This window comes from Acinetobacter lwoffii (genome assembly GCF_049367455.1).
Taxonomy (GTDB): domain Bacteria; phylum Pseudomonadota; class Gammaproteobacteria; order Pseudomonadales; family Moraxellaceae; genus Acinetobacter; species Acinetobacter lwoffii_W.
This window is the reverse complement of the sequence record NZ_JBMPXW010000001.1, coordinates 1009903-1029270: the sequence shown is the minus strand read 5'-3', so window position 1 is coordinate 1029270 and position 19368 is coordinate 1009903. Positions and strand designations below refer to the sequence as shown.

The 19368-nt window shown below is 44.2% G+C and carries 20 protein-coding genes; 3 read left to right on the top strand and 17 right to left on the bottom strand.

Features of this window, described 5'->3' with window-relative positions; genetic code table 11:
- Nucleotides 1-13 precede the first annotated feature (13 nt).
- From ACO1B7_RS04935 to ACO1B7_RS04925, 3 genes are all read right to left on the bottom strand, one after another.
- Complete coding sequence (locus ACO1B7_RS04935; RefSeq protein WP_004647417.1) at nt 14-526, bottom strand: dihydrofolate reductase; 513 nt, start codon at nt 524-526, stop codon at nt 14-16.
- 200 nt (nt 527-726) lie between these two features.
- A complete protein-coding gene (gene thyA / locus ACO1B7_RS04930; RefSeq protein ID WP_004278429.1) occupies nt 727-1569 on the bottom strand; it encodes a thymidylate synthase in 843 nt (280 codons plus the stop codon).
- Between the two features lie 182 nt (nt 1570-1751).
- On the bottom strand, nt 1752-2243 hold the full coding sequence (locus ACO1B7_RS04925; RefSeq protein WP_138743123.1) for a lipocalin family protein: 492 nt from the start codon (nt 2241-2243) through the stop codon (nt 1752-1754).
- Between the two features lie 399 nt (nt 2244-2642).
- Here ACO1B7_RS04925 and ACO1B7_RS04920 point away from each other — a divergent pair, with 399 nt between their 5' ends.
- On the top strand, nt 2643-3158 hold the full coding sequence (locus tag ACO1B7_RS04920) for a hypothetical protein (RefSeq protein WP_005107935.1): 516 nt from the start codon (nt 2643-2645) through the stop codon (nt 3156-3158).
- 18 nt (nt 3159-3176) lie between these two features.
- On the opposite strand, the gene ACO1B7_RS04915 is transcribed toward ACO1B7_RS04920, so the two are convergent.
- From ACO1B7_RS04915 to lgt, 3 genes are all read right to left on the bottom strand, one after another.
- Nucleotides 3177-3563 (bottom strand): hypothetical protein, encoded by a 387-nt coding sequence (locus tag ACO1B7_RS04915; RefSeq protein ID WP_423089869.1) that lies wholly within the window; start codon nt 3561-3563, stop codon nt 3177-3179.
- Complete coding sequence (locus ACO1B7_RS04910) at nt 3556-3948, bottom strand: hypothetical protein (protein ID WP_004729514.1); 393 nt, start codon at nt 3946-3948, stop codon at nt 3556-3558. The genes ACO1B7_RS04915 and ACO1B7_RS04910 overlap by 8 nt, the downstream gene beginning before the upstream one ends.
- A gap of 92 nt (nt 3949-4040) precedes the next feature.
- Complete coding sequence (lgt, locus tag ACO1B7_RS04905; RefSeq protein WP_423089868.1) at nt 4041-4850, bottom strand: prolipoprotein diacylglyceryl transferase; 810 nt, start codon at nt 4848-4850, stop codon at nt 4041-4043.
- Nucleotides 4851-4943: 93 nt separating this feature from the next.
- On the opposite strand from lgt, the gene ACO1B7_RS04900 reads away from it, so the two are divergent.
- The gene (locus tag ACO1B7_RS04900; RefSeq protein ID WP_180180902.1) at nt 4944-5723 is read left to right on the top strand and encodes an NRDE family protein; all 780 of its coding nucleotides are present in this window, start codon (nt 4944-4946) and stop codon (nt 5721-5723) included.
- A 53-nt stretch (nt 5724-5776) separates the two neighbouring features.
- Here ACO1B7_RS04900 and ACO1B7_RS04895 read toward each other — a convergent pair whose 3' ends face one another.
- From ACO1B7_RS04895 to ACO1B7_RS04880, 4 genes are all read right to left on the bottom strand, one after another.
- The gene (locus ACO1B7_RS04895; protein ID WP_180087115.1) at nt 5777-8029 is read right to left on the bottom strand and encodes a PhoX family protein; all 2253 of its coding nucleotides are present in this window, start codon (nt 8027-8029) and stop codon (nt 5777-5779) included.
- A gap of 197 nt (nt 8030-8226) precedes the next feature.
- Complete coding sequence (gene tatC / locus ACO1B7_RS04890) at nt 8227-9003, bottom strand: twin-arginine translocase subunit TatC (protein ID WP_364482610.1); 777 nt, start codon at nt 9001-9003, stop codon at nt 8227-8229.
- Nucleotides 9000-9422 carry a Sec-independent protein translocase protein TatB gene (gene tatB / locus ACO1B7_RS04885; RefSeq protein ID WP_004729522.1) on the bottom strand — a complete coding sequence of 141 codons (423 nt, stop codon included), beginning with the start codon at nt 9420-9422 and terminating at the stop codon, nt 9000-9002. Before tatB ends, tatC begins: the two co-directional genes overlap by 4 nt.
- 9 nt (nt 9423-9431) lie before the next feature.
- Nucleotides 9432-9650, bottom strand: a complete 219-nt coding sequence (locus ACO1B7_RS04880) for a Sec-independent protein translocase subunit TatA (protein WP_423089867.1) — start codon at nt 9648-9650, stop codon at nt 9432-9434.
- Nucleotides 9651-9835: 185 nt separating this feature from the next.
- Here ACO1B7_RS04880 and ACO1B7_RS04875 point away from each other — a divergent pair, with 185 nt between their 5' ends.
- The gene (locus tag ACO1B7_RS04875) at nt 9836-10717 is read left to right on the top strand and encodes an AEC family transporter (RefSeq protein ID WP_423089866.1); all 882 of its coding nucleotides are present in this window, start codon (nt 9836-9838) and stop codon (nt 10715-10717) included.
- Nucleotides 10718-10831: 114 nt separating this feature from the next.
- Here ACO1B7_RS04875 and rdgB read toward each other — a convergent pair whose 3' ends face one another.
- The 7 genes from rdgB to ACO1B7_RS04840 form a co-directional block, all read right to left on the bottom strand.
- Nucleotides 10832-11458, bottom strand: a complete 627-nt coding sequence (rdgB, locus tag ACO1B7_RS04870; RefSeq protein WP_423089865.1) for an RdgB/HAM1 family non-canonical purine NTP pyrophosphatase — start codon at nt 11456-11458, stop codon at nt 10832-10834.
- A gap of 104 nt (nt 11459-11562) precedes the next feature.
- The gene (locus ACO1B7_RS04865) at nt 11563-12153 is read right to left on the bottom strand and encodes a tetratricopeptide repeat protein (protein ID WP_005107921.1); all 591 of its coding nucleotides are present in this window, start codon (nt 12151-12153) and stop codon (nt 11563-11565) included.
- Nucleotides 12150-12743: a methionine biosynthesis protein MetW gene (gene metW, locus ACO1B7_RS04860; RefSeq protein ID WP_004278415.1), complete on the bottom strand. Its 594-nt coding sequence runs from the start codon at nt 12741-12743 to the stop codon at nt 12150-12152. Before metW ends, ACO1B7_RS04865 begins: the two co-directional genes overlap by 4 nt.
- The gene (gene metX / locus ACO1B7_RS04855) at nt 12743-13903 is read right to left on the bottom strand and encodes a homoserine O-succinyltransferase MetX (protein ID WP_071852261.1); all 1161 of its coding nucleotides are present in this window, start codon (nt 13901-13903) and stop codon (nt 12743-12745) included. Before metX ends, metW begins: the two co-directional genes overlap by 1 nt.
- A 112-nt stretch (nt 13904-14015) precedes the next feature.
- Nucleotides 14016-15713: a 2-isopropylmalate synthase gene (gene leuA, locus ACO1B7_RS04850; RefSeq protein WP_423089864.1), complete on the bottom strand. Its 1698-nt coding sequence runs from the start codon at nt 15711-15713 to the stop codon at nt 14016-14018.
- Between the two features lie 427 nt (nt 15714-16140).
- Nucleotides 16141-16824 (bottom strand): Fe2+-dependent dioxygenase, encoded by a 684-nt coding sequence (locus ACO1B7_RS04845; RefSeq protein WP_224216997.1) that lies wholly within the window; start codon nt 16822-16824, stop codon nt 16141-16143.
- Nucleotides 16825-16895: 71 nt separating this feature from the next.
- The gene (locus ACO1B7_RS04840) at nt 16896-19220 is read right to left on the bottom strand and encodes a TonB-dependent receptor (protein ID WP_423089863.1); all 2325 of its coding nucleotides are present in this window, start codon (nt 19218-19220) and stop codon (nt 16896-16898) included.
- Nucleotides 19221-19368 lie beyond the last annotated feature (148 nt).

The following is a 19368-nucleotide window of genomic DNA, read 5'->3' as shown; positions in this document are numbered from 1 at the left end:
TGAGAAATAGGTTTTATTTTCTGTAGGTTGCGAACTCAAAAGCAATGCCGGTTTTGTCGTCGATATGTTGCTCGGCGGCGACCTTTTTAAATTCCGCTGGAATCTCTGGATAATAGGCATCGCCCTGTACATCCAGTTCGACATGCGTCAGTTCTAGACGGTCTGTAATATTCATGGTCTGTTTAAAGATTTCACCGCCACCAATGATGAAAATGGTTTCGGGTTTTTCTGAAGCCTTTACATCTGCAACGGCCTGACTCAGCGCATCTTCAATGCTATAAGCGACTTTGGTGCCTGCAAATGCCCAGTCTGGATCACGGGTAATGACCCAATTCACCCGTTTAGGCAAGGTACGTCCCATCGATTCTAGTGTCTTGCGACCCATCACCACCACACCGCCTTGGGTGATTTCCTTGAAGTGTTTCAGGTCGGCAGAGATATGCCAAGGTAGGTCATTGCCCTTGCCGATACAACGCTGCTGATCCATGGCAACGACGTGTACAACTTCTAAATCTTGAAATGACATGTATTGAATCCTTCTTATCAAGCCCAAAGTCCTTCGTGTAATTTTTTACTGGTACGAAAGAAAGGTTAAAAATCTATATTGATTGCCTTCATGCTTTAGGGCTAGGAATATATTTTGAAAGGAGGTGGCGATTCACGCGTGGTAAAAAACCTCTTCCTAGCCCTCTCCTAGGAGGAGGGGGAACTTTATAATAAAGAAAATTAAACAGCGACAGGGGCTTTAATTCCTGGATGAGATTCATAACCGACAATTTCGATATCTTCAAATTTGAAATCGAACAGGTCTTTAATCTCGGGATTTAGTTTTAATTGACAAAGGCCGAGTGGCTCACGGCTGAGCTGTAATTGTGCCTGTTCAAAATGATTGCTGTACAAGTGGGTATCGCCACCAGTCCAGACAAAGTCACCAACCTCCAGATCACAGACTTGCGCGATCATATGCGTCAACAAAGCATAGCTGGCAATATTAAATGGTACACCCAGAAATACATCGGCACTGCGCTGATACAACTGACAAGACAATTTGCCATTGTGCACAAAAAACTGGAACAGGGTATGGCAAGGGGGTAAGGCGACCTGACCCGCTTCATTCGGGTTCCAGCCGGACACGATCAGACGACGCGAATTCGGATTAGTTTTAATTTCATTGATCAACCATTTGATCTGGTCAAAACCGTCCTGATTATAGCTATTGTCTGCATTCTTGCTGGCCCCAAAATTACGCCATTGATGGCCGTAAACTGGGCCTAATTCGCCTTCAGGACGGCCAAAACGCGCAGTCTGTTCTGCGGTCGCCCATTCATCCCAAATCGAGACTTTATTGTCTTTTAAATACTGAACATTGGTATCACCTTTCAGAAACCATAACAATTCAATCACGATAGAACGGAAATGAACTTTTTTGGTGGTGAGTAAAGGGAAACCTTGGGAAAGATCAAAGCGCATCTGATGACCAAATACCGAACGTGTACCTGTACCGGTACGGTCGCCTTTATCGCCGCCGTTGTCGAGGATATGTTGTAAAAGGTCAAGATATTGGCGCATAGTTCTCTCTATTTGAATCTGTTGAAAATCGCCGTTTTAACAGCAGAATGGATTATTTTATAATCACTTTTCTGTCGAAAGGGACAATTTAAATTGCGCACATCATAGCATTTTTTGATGAGCTTTCATCGCCCAAATTGAGAATAAAAAAGACCTCCTGATGGAGGTCTTCTGATTGCAGTTTAAGCGGTTTTATGGCCAGTATGGACTGTATGAATCAGATCAGACAGATCATAACCCAAGGATTCTGCATAACTTAAATATTCGCGTTGAGTCGCTTCGTCCAGACTGGTACCGCGATGCAATAACCATAAATATTCTTTATTCGGCTCGCCTACAAGCGCAGTTTGATAATCGGGGTCGATTTTTAATACCCAGTAATCGCCCTTGGTAAACGGAATCCATCGCAGGCCTTCAGGTAAAAAGCTGACTTCAAGCTTGGCATGCTCTGCATCGACAATGGTCGCTTCAGCAATAGCTTCATCCAGTTTACCATCGCCATCCAGACAACGGTTTTGAATCCGAACCTTGCCATTTTCATTCAAGCTATATACCGCAGAAATATCGGTGCTGTCTTCAGGTTGATGTTTCATCGGCAAGCGTGCAATTTCATACCAGGTGCCTAAATATTGTTCTAAATTAAAATTTGAAACGGCACTTAAAGTCTGACTCATTTTTCTTCTCCGTTTAGTTCAATATTTAAAAATGCCGCATCAGTGTAATACAGGGTGCAAAGCTCAAAATGATGTAATCATGTAGTGAAATGTTGTCTGAAAATGGCCGAGTTACAGATTAAATCCATAGGGTTTGAGTAGAATAAAATAACGGCTCATTTTCTCTATTTCAGGCTGAAAAGGCTTTGCAAGGCGTCGAAGTTAGCTTTGCTTTACATTTTTTTGCAAAGATAATGGGTTTTGTAACTGTATTAGAAAGAACGGCTTAATTTGAATGCCGGAAAAATAGACAAATTTATTTACATTTTTAATGTGAAAGATAACATTTAAACGACTAGTATTCTCGGCTTGTTAACAATATGAAAGCCTAAATTACAGGCGAGGAGCGGTTGGTAAGGCATGATCTATGATCATCAAGTAAACATGAGCGAAGTATATGCTCCTGTCCAAGCGAATATCATGGTGCGTTCCCAATCGGAGCAAAGACCTAAAAAGTCATCCCAAAAAGCCACTGTCCGTAACGCTTCAGGCGTAAGCAATGGCCATCGTATCAATATCGAGAAATTTACCAGTTATCTGCAAGGCATTACCCGAAATACCAGTACACAGAAATGTGCGCGCAGTATTCGTGTCGGTCTGCAATCTTCTGGTGCGAAAATTGTGAATCATCCGGTCGCAGCAGCAGATTGGGGAAGTACCCTGATGCAGCTGGGTTATAAGAAAATTAATGCTTCTTTTGATCGGCCGAAAAAAGGCGATATCTATATTATTGACCGTACTCAGGGACATAAATATGGACATATCGCGGCTTATTCAGGTAGTGCCTGGGTATCGGATTTTAAACAGCGAGATCATGCGGTTTATCGCAATAAAAACGTGACTTATAGTTACTATCGTCTGGAAACTTACTTCTAAGAAAACACTGCGAAGTGATCAGTCCTCAAAACGCTTCGCACGGCTTTCATAGATTGAAACGATAAATAATCCAATCGCGGCAAAGCCAAGACATTGCAGACCCAAGGCAAATTTGCCCCATTGCTGGTGCTGTTCTGGTAAATAGCCAAACAGGGTAATTAAGGCAATGATGGGAATGACCCGGCTCAAGGCGCTAAAGCCATTTGCATAGGGATTGGATTTTGAGATTTTCAGGCGGAAATGGTGCAGTAAATGCACGACAATTCCAATCGCTAAACTCACCCCCACAAATACCGGATCTAACTGGGCCACAGTCGATGCTGTATAAATCAAAATACAGGTCGCAATAATGACTATCAGCTTGATTTGACGGCTACAGCGTTCGGAATACCAGAACTCAAGCATGGGGTGAACCCGCATCTGATTTGTTCTGATTGAGCAGCGACAATGGTGAAAACAGGCAAATCGCCAGTGCCATAAAGGCAATACCTTGTGCACCCGGAATCAGGATTTCACCCTGTTGCATATTCATAAAAACTAAAGCAATCAATAAGGCAATTGGAATCCAGGTCAGTAATCTATACAGCAAACCGGTCGGGTTTTTGTTAGCAAAGTGGATTTTGCAGTAACGGCAGATCAGAAAAACAATGCCGGTACCGACAAACATCAGAATCGAATCTAAGGGCAGTGGTTCCATCCAGTACAAGCCTGCAGCTGTCGCTGCAATCACAATAAAGATCAACAGTTTTTTGAGAACAGATACCTGCGGATTAAACCAGAACTCAAGCATAATGATGAAAGAATAGAAGAGATAATCGGCACTTTAGCATATTTTGAGTATAAAAAAGCGAGGCCTTTGCCTCGCTAAATTACGCGATTTTCTCAGCTATTTTTTTGTGGACCCCAGTCATATGTTTTCTTCTGGTAGGCATACCACATCATCCACAAGCCAATCAGGATCATTGGCAGGCTCAGGAATTGTCCTTTGCTCATCCAGCCAATAAACAGCTGGCCATTGTCCGGCTCACGGAAGAATTCAACTACAAAACGTGCCAGGCCATAACCGATCAGGAACAGCGCAGAAACTGCCATACGTGGACGTGGCTTCGAGCTGAACCACCACAGTATAATAAACAGGATCAGGCCTTCACATAGTGCCTGATAGAGTTGAGATGGATGACGAACCAGTTGCAGCGGATCGGTCGGAAAGATCATGCCCCAGGCAAAGTTTGGGTCGGTGACCTGACGGCCATACAGTTCGCCACCAATAAAGTTACCAATTCGGCCAAACATCAAGCCTGTCGGTACGCAAGGTGCGATAAAATCCAGAGTCTGGAACCAGGTCATCTTATATTTCTTGCACCACCACAACATGGCCAGAATGACCCCGAGGAAACCGCCGTGGAAACTCATGCCACCGGTCCAGATCTGGAACAGCCATAAAGGATCGGCGAGGAACTGGGAAAAACCGTAGAAGAAGACATAACCGACACGGCCACCGATGATCACACCGAGAGCACCGAAGAAAATCAGATCAGACACCATATCCGGTGTCCAGCCACGTTGTTTGGCGCGAAACGTCGCCAATCCCCAGGCAAATAAAAATGCCAGTAAGTACATCAATCCATACCAGTGGACTTGTAAGGGCCCGAGCGAAATCGCGACGGGATCAATATTGGGATAGGTGAGCATTCCTGTTCCTTGTGATTCTGTTTTGCACAGATTTTAGCTTAAAGCAAAGAAAAATGTTGTACATTCAATGTGTAAAGATCGAGAGCGTAAATTATGTGTATCGTGGCATTGGCTTGGCAGGTTCTGGATCAGAGCCCATTATGTCTGATTTCAAATCGGGATGAGTTCTATCAGCGTCCTACGCAGGAGCTGCATGAATGGGAGAATAGTCCGATAATTGCCGGGCAGGATCTACAGTCGGGCGGTACCTGGATGGGGATTACGGCTTCCGGTCGCTGGGCAGTAATTACCAATTTTCGTGATGGACAGGACAAAGGGCATTATCCGACTTCACGTGGACATATCATCCAGAACTTTTTAGATTCTGACTTAACACCGATCCGATTTGCCCAAGATCTGGAACAACGCCAGTGTGACTATGCCGGCTTTAATCTTTTTATGGGGGATCAGGATCAGGCGGTGTATATGAGCAATCGCGGTGAAGCACCACAAGTACTGGCGCATGGCGTCTATGTGGTTTCGAATGGCCTGATGAGCGAAGACTGGTACAAGACCCGCCATTTACGTAAACGCTTTACCCAGGAATTTTTACCGATGCTGCAATACCAGGAGATCGCAGAAGCAGATTTGTGTCATGCAGTCTGGGATATTCTGGAAGATGAACGCAAGGTGATTCCGGAGCTGCTGCCAGACACAGGTATCTCCGTGGAAATGGAACAGCTGCTGTCTTCGACTTTTATCCAGAGTCCGGCCTATGGCACCCGCTGCTCAAATTTTTTGAGAATGCAGCAGGGACAATGGCACTGGATCGAGAAGTCACAACAAGGTACAACCGCAGGTCAAACTATTGAGAAAATAATTAGCCTAAAATAATCACCGGATATAAAAAATGCCGACAGATGTCGGCATTTTTGAATAACAGCTTTTTATACGGTCGCTTGTTCCAAAGCTTCACCCGCAATGGCACCGCCATCTTTACGGGTAATGACCACAGTCGCAGAGCGAGGTACTTTGCCTAAACGGCTATAACGCTCGCTTTGGTTGGCTGGCCATGCACCCCCTGGATGCTGAACGTTGACAAAGATCGCTTTGTAGTCCGGGGTAATAGTCACGCCGGTAATTTCACAACCCGATGGACCAGTCAAAAAGCGACGAACACGATCATTACTGAGTTTGGCACCAACAAAGGTTTCCTGTCCTTCTGCCTTGGTACTGGCGGCAATCACTTTAGCACCATCACCCACAGTACCCGGAAGTGCTGCCAGCATCATACAGTTGGTTTCATCGGTGTACTGACCATCATCGGTCTGAATCCACAGAATCCCGCGCGGATCGAACCACATGCCGTCCGGGCTGGAGAAGTCATTTAAATCATCCAGACCTGACAGGTTGATGTTAGAAGCAGCACGTGCTTCTGCACCGAACAGGAAAATATCCCAAGCAAAACTTGTCGCTGTCACTGTATTTTTAGCTTCACTGAAACGAATGATATGACCATTCATATTGCCTGAATTGCTGGCGCTTGAACCTTTAAAGTCGATGTAGCTACGTGGGTTGGCAGCATCAGTTTCATATGCACGACCACGGTTGCTGTTGTTGGTTAAGGTTACATACACTTCGCCATTTTCAGGATTCACGGCAACCCATTCTGGACGGTCCATTTTGGTCGCACCTACATGGTCAGCAGCAAGACGGGCATTGATGACGATGTCATCTTGGCCTGCAAACGGATAGATTTCATTGGCAGCAGTTAAACCATTTTTGCCATGAGTCAGTTCTAGCCATTCACCTGTACCGTCATCATTGAATTTAGCGACATATAATGTCCCTTTATCCATGTATTTATCACCAGCGGTATAACCACCATTAATGTCTTTTGGATCCCAGACTGCTTCAGAAACAAATTTATAGATATATTCGCCGGTCGCGTCATCACCCATATAGAAAGCTAATGGCTGACCCGGAATAGGGTTACTACATCGGCAGTCCTCGTGTGCAAAACGACCCAGTGCAGTACGTTTAACTGGACGTGTAGTCGCGCTAAATGGATCAATCTCTACAATGAAGCCACACGTATTCATGACATTACGATAATCTGCTAAAGCATTTGTGCCTTTAACTGAAATATCCCAACGATCATAAAGTCCTTTATCACCGGTTAATTCAGCAACAGGGGTATTCCAGCGGTATTGAGATGAACGGGCATCAGTACCACCACGACCATAACGTGATAATGAAATTTCTTCTTTTGCAATAGCGCGGGTGTCATTGGCTTGACGAGCGAAATAACCACTCCAGTTTTCTTCAGCCGTTAAGTAAGTTCCCCATGGCGTATAACCATTACCACAATTGGCAAAGGTACCGCGAGTTAACGTCCCATCTGGTGAGAAAATAGTTTTGACTAAGTCAGAACCACGCGCTGGCCCATTAATTTCCATCTCGGTTGCTGCAGTGATACGACGGTTAAAATTAGAATTTAAGTTGATTTTAACGTCTTGTGTATTTGCATCTTTGCTGATCTCAATAACAGAAACACCATGCGCATTCACTTCACGGAGTACCTGATCTTCTGGACGTACACCATCGATGGTAATTGTACCTTCTGGTGTATGGAGCTGAGATTGTTGTAGATATTCGTGGTTTAAAACAAGTAAACCTTGTGTTGATTCTTTGGCAGCATAATTTTTGTTGGTTGGATGCATACCGAAGAAGCTCATACCATCATGGTTATCGCCTGAACGGAACTGGTAAGAAGCACCAGAAGCTAAGGTTGCATCGGTCTTTTCTGGATACGCAGGGTTGATTGGATCGCCTACTGCATACAATACTTTAAGCTCATAACCTTCGGGAACACTAAAGAAGTTTTGGGTATTCTTGCGAACCGGCTCAAAGGCTAATTTATTCGGACGTGCTTTTAGATCACTCCATGCATGTTGATCTGGGCTAGTGGTGTCTGGTGGTGTAGTTGGATTACCGTCAGGAGTACCAGAATCATTATCATCATCTGAACAGCCACTTACTGTTGCTGCAAATGCTAATGCCATTGCCCCACTTGTAGTTTTCGCAATAAAGCTGCGGCGGCTAGTATATTGATCCAGAATCGTTTGGAAGTGCGTGTTATTTGAGTTGTTACTGTCTTCAACCAGATCCTGGCAAGGTATCATGTCTTCATTTTTCATTTTAAAGTCCCAATTAAAAAATAAGTGCTTGGTGGTGTAGAAGTTTTCAATACCTTAAGCTTGGGATATGACAGTAATCTTAAGAAAATATTTCATTAAAGTTAAATAAATCAGTATTTTATTAAAATTTAAGAAACAAAAAGACAGCCAGAGCTGCCTGAGTAAGTCGATATTTTTGTTGTTTTGGATAGTTATTGTTATTCAGTCTTTAACCGACGTTTTTCAATCAGTTTCCCTGCCAGTAAACCCAGTTCAAACAGCAGCCACATCGGGACAGCCAGCATGATCATCGACAGGGCATCCGGAGGTGTGACGAACATTGCCACAAAGAAGCAACCCACAATAATAAAGCGCCGTTTCTCGATCAGAGTCTGTGTCGAAACTGCACCAATCAAGATCAGAACCAGGGTAATAATGGGAATCTCAAAAGTAAAACCAAAGACCAGAAACAGCTTTAAACAGAAGCTAAGATAACTGTTGATGTCGGTCATCGGGGCTACAGTTTCAGGCGAAACACTGATAAAAAAATGCAGAATCGAGGGCAATGCCACAAAGTAGGCAAAGCTGATGCCGGTATAAAAAAGTACGATACTGCCGATCAGAAGCGGCAAGGCCAGGCTCTTTTCTTTGGCATACAGCGCAGGCTTAATAAAGGTCCAGAGCTGATACAGGATAAACGGCATCGCAATCATCAGCGCGACAAAGAAGTTCAGCTTAAACGGTGCCATGAAGGTTGCAGTGACATCTGTGGCAATCATAGTTGAGCTGGTAGGTAGCTGTGCACGCAAGGGTTCAGACAACCATTGATAAGTCTGATTGGCAAAGGGTAATAAGCAGAAAAACAGGCCAATCAGGACAGCAACCACTTTAAACAGATGCTTTCTTAAGATGATCAAATGCTGGGTAATCGGCATCTGTTCGAGGTTCAGCGCTGCAGCATCATTGGAGGCTGGTGTGGTCGGCAAGGATGTCATACGGCCACCTTCATTTCTGTATAGCGTTGTTCGGAAATCACGGTTTGAATTGCTGTAGGCTTGGGTAAATACACGGGTGATACAGGCTGTATCACCGGCTGATAGCTGAGCAAGGGCTGAACAGCTTGCGATTTTATTTTTACTTCATCGGTTGCCATCGGTTGCTGCAAATCTGTCATTTGTGCCTGCATCTTGGCTTCCAGTTCCTGAATCCGTTGCATTTCAGCCTGCATCTGTTCACGTAGCTCGGACAGGCGCAATTCACGATCAAGATCATTCTGAACATTGCTCACCATACGCTTGATCTTACCGTACCATGTTCCGACAAAACGGACTGCTTCCGGAAGCTTATCTGGCCCAAGAACCAAAAGCGCAATAATCCCGAAAATCAGCAGCTCGGTCATTCCAATATTGAGCATAGCGAACTCTTAACTTTTAACCGAATGTTCAGGCGTTTTGACCTGGGCATCAATGGTGCGTGGCTCTGCAAGCTTGGCCTGTTCAACCTCTTCATCCTTTACTGATTTTTTAAAGTCTTTAATCGCGCCGCCGACGTCTTTACCCAAATTTTTAAGTTTCGATGTACCGAACAATAAAATCACCACAATTGCGAAAATCAGCACATGCCAAATTGATAATCCTGCCATTATTTTATCCTCTATATTTCATGCACCTATCTCAGCAGGCTTGTATGACAGCGCGGTGACGCTTTGATGACAGTTTGCCGACACGGCAGCAGGGGAATGAATCACTCATATAAAAATTTCATAATTCAATGAAAAGTATGCTGTGCTAGCATACAGCCTGATATGGAAATCTCAGCAGCATTGTCATGGCCTTGATTCTTCCCCTCCTGTCTTTTCTGATCGGTTATTGGGGTGTGCAATATTTAAAACCGGTTCGACCTCTCTTGGCAGCTTTATTGGCAAGGGTCCTGATTCCGGTACTGATTATTTACAATATGGTGTTTTACCAAGAGGGCAGTTTGTGGTTAATTGCCTTTAGCTTTTTCTGTTCCTGTGTGTTCTTTGCCTTATTTTATTTCACCCTGAAAAATAAACTGCGTGCTTTATGTTTGAGCTATTTAAACGGGGCATGGCTGGGGATTCCTTTTGCCCTGGCAGTCTTTGGCCCGCAAGCAACCAGTACCGTAGTTGCCCTGTACATCGGTGGTTCCTTGTTTGGCAGTATCTGTGCGGTGATGGCAGTCAGTGAAGCCAGACAAGATAGTGGCTATATTTTAAAGAATGTACTGCTCTCACCACCTGTGGTGGCACTGTCGGTGGCAGCGCTATTATCATTTTGGGATTTGAGCCACTGGCAGCAAGTACCCGGGATAGAGATGCTGTATCAGGCCAATAAAGTGTTGGTGACTTTTAGCGGCATGTGTGTGCTGGGAATGTGGCTGAGCAACGTGCGGATCAGCCGCTTCGATTTAATGCGCAGTCTGCAACTGATTTTTTATAGAGGGCTGTTTGCGGTTTTGCTGTGTATTGCCGCTTATTATTATTTACCTATTCCGCAGCAGATGCTGACTTATGCGGTAATGCTGATGTTCTTTTTATTGCCGCCTGCAGCCAATATTGTGGCACTGGAAACCCATTATCAGGGAACGGGCCATTCCGCCAAATATATTGCCTCGGGAACTTTGGCCAGTGCGATCTTGATTGCCCTATATGGGGCAGTCGTGCATGTATTGATGCCTACACTATAGATTCCCTCTCTTTTTAGGAGATGAGAAACGCTGTTTCGCAAGGGGAGAGGTGTATTTTAAAAATCCCTCACCCCAGCCCTCTCCCAAAGGGAGAGGGGTAATGGGAGGCGGAACTTACTTCGCCAAACTCGCCTTAAAAAACTGCATCGCTTGTCCACGATGACTGATTTTGTTTTTCTGTTCCTTACTCATTTCAGCACTAGCAATACCCAGTTCAGGTAACCAGAACAACGGGTCATAGCCAAAACCATTTTCACCACGTGCAGCTTCCAGAATTTCCCCGTGCCAGACACCCTGAAAGACTTGCGGTAAGGGGTCTTCGGCATGTTGGACCAGTGCCAGTACGCAAACAAACATCCCTTCAATCGCTTCACCATCTTGACGAAGCGGTTTGAGATCGGCCAGCAGTTTTTCATTATTGGCGGCATCGTTGCCATGTTCGCCAGCATAACGAGCCGAGTAAATGCCGGGAGCGCCTCCAAGAACCGGCACACAAATGCCTGAATCATCTGCAATAGCAGGTTTTCCGGAAATTTTAGAAGCATGGCGAGCCTTAATAATGGCATTTTCGACAAAGCTTAGACCGTCTTCGATCGCATCTTCGATATTCAATTTGCCTTGAGCCACGACTTCAACCGGCAGTTGTAGCTCGGCAAACAGTTTTTCAAACTCGGCAATTTTACCTTTGTTATTACTCGCCAATACCAGTGTGCCTTGGGATAACCAGTCAGTTGCAGCCATGTCAAAAACTCATTATTAGATAAAGAATGAGCGCTATTTTAGCAATGGATGAAGAATTTGCGGCAATAAAAAAGCACCCGAAGGTGCTATTTATACCATTCAGCTTATTGTGCCTGAATCCATCTGTCGGCACGGTCACGCGCCTGACGGATCTGTTCTTGGGTCAGGTTGGCCGCCAAAGCAGTTTTCTTGCCTTCAGATAAAGTAATCACTTTATTGTCGAGCATGCCATCACGGGTAGATAGTTCATACCACTGGTAAGCGCCCATATAGTTTTTCTTTTTCTCTTCCATCATGGCAAGATTAAAACTGGCACGGTTATCGCCACGGCTGGCGGCTTTTTCAAAATACTGACGCGCCAGCGCTTCATCTTTTCGGGTGCCCATGCCATCTGCCAGCATACGGCCGACATTCAGCTGGGCAACCGCTAGACCCTGATCCGCAGCAGCTTTATACCAGGCAAAGGCCTGTCGTTCATCTTTTTGAATATCTTTACCATACTGGTATTTGGTGGCCAAATAAAACTGTGCACCGGCCTGACCAGCTTTCGCTGCTTTGGTCAGACTGTTGATATCCATGATGGAATACTGAGCCGCTTGACTGGCAACAGATGGACTAGGTGCAACATAATCTGCATGGGCTTGCATGCCAAAAAGTCCCGCCAGTAGCGTCGTACTTAATAATAATTTTTTCATAGCGCGCTCACTCGATAAATTGCGACTTCACCAAATAGATTAGGGAGATGCTTGCTCAGCAAACTATCTTCTTGATTCCCGTTCACAGCGAGTCGATTAATAATTTTGATATTATTTTCCGCACAAAGTGCTTCAAAATCACGAAATGTACATAAGTGGATATTCGGGGTGTTATACCACATATACGGCAAGGCTTCAGAAACCGGCATTCTCCCTTTGATTGCCAAGAAAGACCGGGTCTTCCAATGTGCAAAGTTCGGAAAGGTAATAATGGCCTGTTTCCCCACACGCACCATATCACGCAATAATACGTCAGGTGCATCTACAGCCTGCAAAGCTTGTGCCATGACCACATTGTCAAAAGACTGGTCGGCAAAACGGCTTAAACCGAGGTTTAAGTCCTGCTGGATGATATTTAACCCGCGACTGACCGCAATTGCAATCTTTTCCTGATCAATTTCTAATCCGTATGCACGAATATCGTGCTTTTTACTCATTTGTGCCAGCAGTTCACCGTCGCCACACCCGAGGTCGAGTACGCTAGAACCGGGCTTGATCCACTTTTCAGCGAGTTGTTGATCGATACGCATTATACGGCCTCCTTTGGTGTTGCTTTCAGGTGTTCTTCACCACCCAGGAATGCACGCAAAGATTTTACATAGAGCGGAATAGGGAACAGGAAAGAGTCATGACCCTGTTCGGCATCAATATCCAGATAGCTCACAGGTTTATGGTTGCTAATTAAAGCATCCACGATTTCTTGCGAGCGGGCAGGAGTAAAACGCCAGTCAGTGGTGAATGACACCACCAGGAACTTGCACTGGGTATTGGCCATGGCTTTTTTGAGCGACTGTTCATATTCACGCGACGGATCAAAGTAATCCAGTGCCTTGGTCATGATCAGATAGGTATTGGCATCGAAGTTACGGCTGAACTGTTCACCCTGATAACGCAAATAGCTTTCGACCTGAAATTCGACATCGAAACCATACATAAATTTGCCTGATTTCAAATCGCGGCCAAACTTCTGCTTCATGGCTTCTTCGGACAGGTAGGTAATATGGCCGACCATACGTGCCAGAATCAGGCCACGTTTAGGATAGCTGTCATTTTCCAGATAACGGCCATTATGGAAATCTGGGTCTGACAAAATCGACTGACGTGCCACTTCGTTAAAGGCAATATTTTGTGCTGAAAGCTTTGGCGCGCTGGCAATAATCACGCATTTTCTTAAACGGTTTGGATAATCCACTGACCATTGCAATGCCTGCATGCCACCCAGTGAACCACCAATGATGGCATCCCAAGTATCAATCCCTAAACGATCAGAGAGCAGGGCTTGGGTTTTGACCCAATCGCGGACCGTAACCAGTGGGAAATCCGGGCCATAAGGACGGTTGTCATTTTCAGGGTTTGGCGAGATCGGGCCGGTAGAACCGCTACAGCCACCAATATTATTCAGTGAAACCACAAAGAATTTTGAAGTATCAATGGCTTTGCCGGGGCCAATACATGAATCCCACCAGCCGGCTTTTTTATCATCTGCATGATGATAGCCTGCGGCATGGTGATGACCGGAAAGGGCATGACAAATCAGAATGGCATTGGACTTATCGGCATTGAGTTCGCCATAAGTTTCAACCATCAGTTCAAAACGTGGGAGGATGCGACCGCATTCAAGCTCTAACGGCTCTTCAAATTGGAACTTTTGTGGGACAACAATGCCCACTGAGTCAGCTGGAAAAGACACGGGGAGGATTCGCCTTAAATCTTTAGTATGAATAATAAAAGGATACCATTTGCCGGTATCCTTCTAAAGTCATTTTAGTGCTATGAATTATTGCTAATTCTAATACAGCCGTTTAGACCGCAGCAGCAATCACCTGATCAGTGCTTAAAACACCCTGATCAATCAGACGGTTGGTCGAGGCAATAATTGCTTCGATGGAAGAGGTCACGATGTTGTCATGTACCCCGGCACCAAAGGCAGATTTACCAGTACCTTTCACTTGAAGTTCGATCAAGGCCAAGGCTTTGGCATGAGCACCTGAACTGATGCTGCGCTCTTCATAGTTCACCACGTCAATCGGCAACTGAAGTGCATCCAAAATCGCAGAAATTGGACCATTGCCTTCACCACGAACACGACGTGACTGGCCATCAATTTCAAGATCAAGCTCAATCACCTGATTGCCATTATCATCTGACAATTTGTAGTTTTTCGCAGAATAGTGAACGTTTTTAGCATCCACATAGGTTTCCTTGAACAATTTCCAGATTTCGGTCGCGCTGATTTCAGTGCCTTGCTCATCGGTACGTTTTTGTACGATCTGAGAGAATTCAATCTGTAAACGACGCGGCAAGATCACGTTGTAGTTCGATTCTAACAAGTAGGCAATACCGCCTTTACCTGATTGTGAATTGACACGAATTACTGCGTCATAGTCACGGCCCAAATCTTTCGGGTCGATTGGTAAATATGGCATATCCCACATTTCTTGGTCTTTCTGGAATTCGAAACCTTTTTTGATCGCATCCTGATGTGAGCCGGAGAATGCAGTAAAGACCAAATCACCTGCGTATGGATGACGTGGATGTACTGGCAAACCGGTACATTCTTCTACAGTCGCAATGATTTCATTGATGTTGGAGAAATCCAGGTTTGGCGCAACACCTTGGGTATACATGTTCAATGCGATTGCTGCCACATCGACATTACCGGTACGCTCACCGTTCCCAAACACACAACCTTCAACACGATCGGCACCAGCCATAATCGCCAATTCAGATGCCGCGATGCCGCAACCACGGTCATTATGACAGTGCACTGAAATAATCACGCCGTCACGACGCTGAATGTTGCGGTGCATCCATTCGATTTGATCGGCATAGATGTGTGGACCTGAAACTTCTACCGTTGCTGGCAAGTTCAAGATCACTTTATTGGTCGGTGATGCTTCCCAGATTTCAGTCACAGCATCACAGACATCTTTTGCAACTTCTAATTCAGTCGCAGTGAAACATTCCGGGCTGTACTGGAAGACAAATTCAGTTTCAGGCTGTTTTGCGGCATATTCTTTGACTTTTTGTGCTGCATTGACGGCTAATTGTTTTGCGCCCGCTACATCTACATTTAAGACTTTCTCGCGGAAAGTCGGTGAATTGGAGTTGTAGATATGCACAATGGCACGTTTTGCACCCTGTAAAGATTCAAAGGTACGAGCAATTAAATGATCACGAGCTTGAACCAAAACTTCGATATAAACATCTTCAGGAATATGATCTTCTTCAATCAATTTACGAGTGAAATCAAAGTCAATTTGCGATGCTGAAGGGAAACCAATTTCAATATGCTTGAAACCGATTTTCACCAACATCTGGAACATCTTGAATTTTTGCTCCATGTTCATTGGCTCGAAGATCGCCTGGTTACCATCACGCAGGTCAGTACTCATCCAGATTGGCGCTTTGTTGATTTCATTGTTCGGCCATTGACGGTCTGGTAAGTCCACACGTTGATACATGCGACGGTATTTTTTACTTGGATCAGCCAACATCATGAGAGAGCTCCTTATGCTAACTTGGGTACCGTAATCTTGGTTAAAGCGGTGCGTGGGTCAGCGGCATAGATTTTGTCTATTCATTGGGTTTTAGTGACAGTCTGGTTCAAACCTGAAATATGGTCTAAATATTGGTGGTTTAGCTTCACCAAATGCACTAAATGCCTTACTTATAATTTAAAGTTTAATCCACTTATCCCGAAAAGTTTTTGCTATTTTTATGGATTTTAGTCGTATGGTAATAAAGATTTTCTTATAAACTTTAAGAATTGAAAAATATTTTCACTTATTCTAAATATTGTATTTTATATTTTCTTAATTTGGACATAATGCGTTATTTATTACGTTCAATTGTGCCACAACGCAGTATATTTTGATAAACAATAAATCCAATGATTTTCAAAGATCATTGACCTCAGGGCATCTTTTAAAGTTCCGCCCATTTACGCATTAAATTATGATACAGATTGGTCAGTTTCATGACCTCTGCATGCTGATCGCCCAGCTGCATTCTCAGGTTTTGAATACTCTGATCCAGATTAAACAGCATATGCCGCTCTGCATCATCACGGATCATGCTTTGTACCCAAAAAAATGAAGCAATTCGACAACCGGCAGTGATTGGCGTGACTTCATGCAAGCTGGTCGATGGATACAAAATCATATCGCCGGCAGGCAATTTTACTTCGTGATAACCGTAAGTGTCTTCGACTACCAGTTCACCACCGACATATTCGTCCGGCTCACTTAAAAAAACCGTACAGGATAAATCCGTTCTGAGGCGTTCATTGCTGCCGCGAATACGACGAATCGAATTGTCGACATGAAAGCCGAAAGATTCATTATTTTCATAGCGGTTAAAAAGCGGGGGAATAATATCCAGTGGAATCGCCGCCGATAAAAACAGAGCATGCTGTCCCAGAGACTCAAGAATGATTGTGCTTAAATGCTGGGTCAGGGGATGATCTTCAGGTAATTGCTGATTCTGTTTCACTGTGGCAGAGAGCGTACCCGCGGTAACCTTGCCATTGACCCACTCAATCTTATTCATCTCCTCACGGAAATATTGCACCTGTTCTTTGCTCAGTACATTTGGAATATGATGCAGCACGAGAAACCCCTGAATAATCGTCTTTTAAAAATAACATAGCCCCCATCAGGAGGCTATGCGGTTGCATTGAATTAATATTTAAAGTTGACTGCTAACACTGCACTACGGCCTTCTGCTTCGGTCGCATAATGAGATGAATAGGCTTTTGTGAAGTAACGTTCATCAGACAGGTTGTTGACGTTCAATTGCAAGTCAACGTTTTCATTCACGTTATACCGTGCCATGGCATCATAGCGAACATAGCCTGGTACAAACTTGGTATTAGTAGCATTGCCATAGACTTTGTCCATTGCGACGGCACCAGCACCTAGGGTTAAAGCAGGAGTTACTGCATAAGTAGTCCAAAGGGTTGCACTGTTTTTCGCGACGTTTTGAACCTGATTACCATTACTTCTATTGGAAATGTAGATTGGAGCTGCTGTAGTGCCAATATTTTCATAACCACCATCAACTAACTCACTGTCTAAATAAGTATAACCAGCAGAAACTGCCCATTTATCCGTGATATTACCGTTTACGCCTAGCTCAATACCATCGACACGAGTTTCACCAATATTACTTGTGGTGCCATCATCTCCGGTCGCACGAGTATTGGTTTTTTCCGTGCGGAAAATAGCTGCAGTCAGGTTGAGCTTATCATTCAAGACATCCCATTTGGTTCCTAACTCCATGGTCCGGACTTCTTCAGGCTTTAGGTTGTTAATTGCAGCTGTAATCCCTTCAGAACCATCGCCACCATCTACACCGACTGGATTAGAGGAAGTCGCATAACTTGCATAGATACTGCCATTTTCAACAGGTTTAAAGGTCAGGCCAGCTTGATAGTTGATAAAGTCTTTATCATTTTCAAGTTTAACAATTGTTCCTGCTGGAGTCGTAGTATTAAAACGACCTGCAAGCATGGTTTGCTCAGTTGAGTAGTCATCCCAACGTACGCCTAAATCTAAAAGCCACTGAGGGGTGAATTCAATACTATCCAGGAAATAAACAGACTTTGATTTGCTTTGAATATTGTACTGGTCGGCACCATTGGTACTTAATGTACCTGTCCATGGCCCACGGTTTGGGTTTTGTACCGAAGTACACCAGCCTGAAGTAATATCACCAGGGTTACAGGCATTGTGTACATTACCTGTAGCGTTAACACCATCGATAATGTATTGGGTACGGTCAGTTTCTTGGTCTGAATATTCGGCACCCAGATTAAAACTATGTTTAAGCATACCGGTATTAAATTTACCGGTTAAAGCAAGTTGGTCGGTAAAAGCATCAGTATTTGCCACACGTGAGTTGGCACGCGCCCAGACATTTCCTGTTAATTCACTTGTAAAACCTGCTTTGTTGTAAAAGTTACCCTGAGAGTCATCTGGATTGGTCCACAGGTAATCATTTTTAGAGTTGCCATACACAGCAGTATTGCTAATGGTTAGATTATCAGTTAAATCATGTTCTAATTTGATGGTTCCGATCTGATTTTCCTGTTTCTGGAAGTCACGATCTTTCCAGCCGTAATATTGACCTTGTTTAACGTCAATTGGCTTGCCGTTGCCATTTAATGGACGATAGTCTGTTGCTGTTGCAGTTCTTGGAGCACCAAATGGGTTATTATAGGGAATACCTGAATCTGGTGTGTCATCGGTTTTTAAGTAGTAATAACTTAAAGTCGCGCGAGTAGAGGTGTCCAGACCAAAGCTAATACTCGGTGCAATCCCAGCACGTTTATATTCTGCACCGTCTTTCTGGCCTGCTTTTTCGTTTTGATGTCCCATGACGGCAACACGTGCAGCAATGCCGTTACCAAAATCTTTGTTGCCATCTAAAGTAATACGTTGGTAATTGTCAGTGCCGCCAGCGACCGAGCCTTCTAGAAAATCGCCTGCTTTAGCGACTTTAGAAATCATATTAATGCTACCGCCAGTGGTGCCTGCACCGCCCATGGCAGAAGCAGAACCTTTGGTCACTTCAACTTGTTCTACCGCAAACATTTCACGGTTTTGTGAAGTGGCATTACGAACGCCGTCTACATACATCGAGCTTTCAGAGTTATAACCGCGAATAAATGGACGGTCACCATTCGGATTACCACCTTCACCTGCACCCAAGGTAATCCCCGGAACTGTACGCAGTGCATCAGCTAAAGTCGTCACTTGTGTATCTGCAATCAGCTGTTTTGAAATCACTGAAACTGACTTTGGGGTATCGAGTAAAGGCGCAACAAATTTGCTATTCGCAGATTGATCTACTTTTAAGCTGGGTGTTTGTTCAGCTTTGACTTCTTGATGAATCGTCTCTAACTGGATCACCTGTTCTTCTGCCATCGCAGATGCAGCTACCATTGATAAAGATGAAACAATTGCAGAAGAAACGATTTTTTTACGTGTTTTAATGAAGGTCATGTTAAACCTAATAAATGAATGCTAAAAATGTATGCGAATAATAATGATTCTTGTTTTTATTTTTATCTTTTTATCATGGGAATTCATGATCTTTAAGAAAATATTAAATGAGTTTATAAATGTAATATTATAACAATAAATAGTTAAG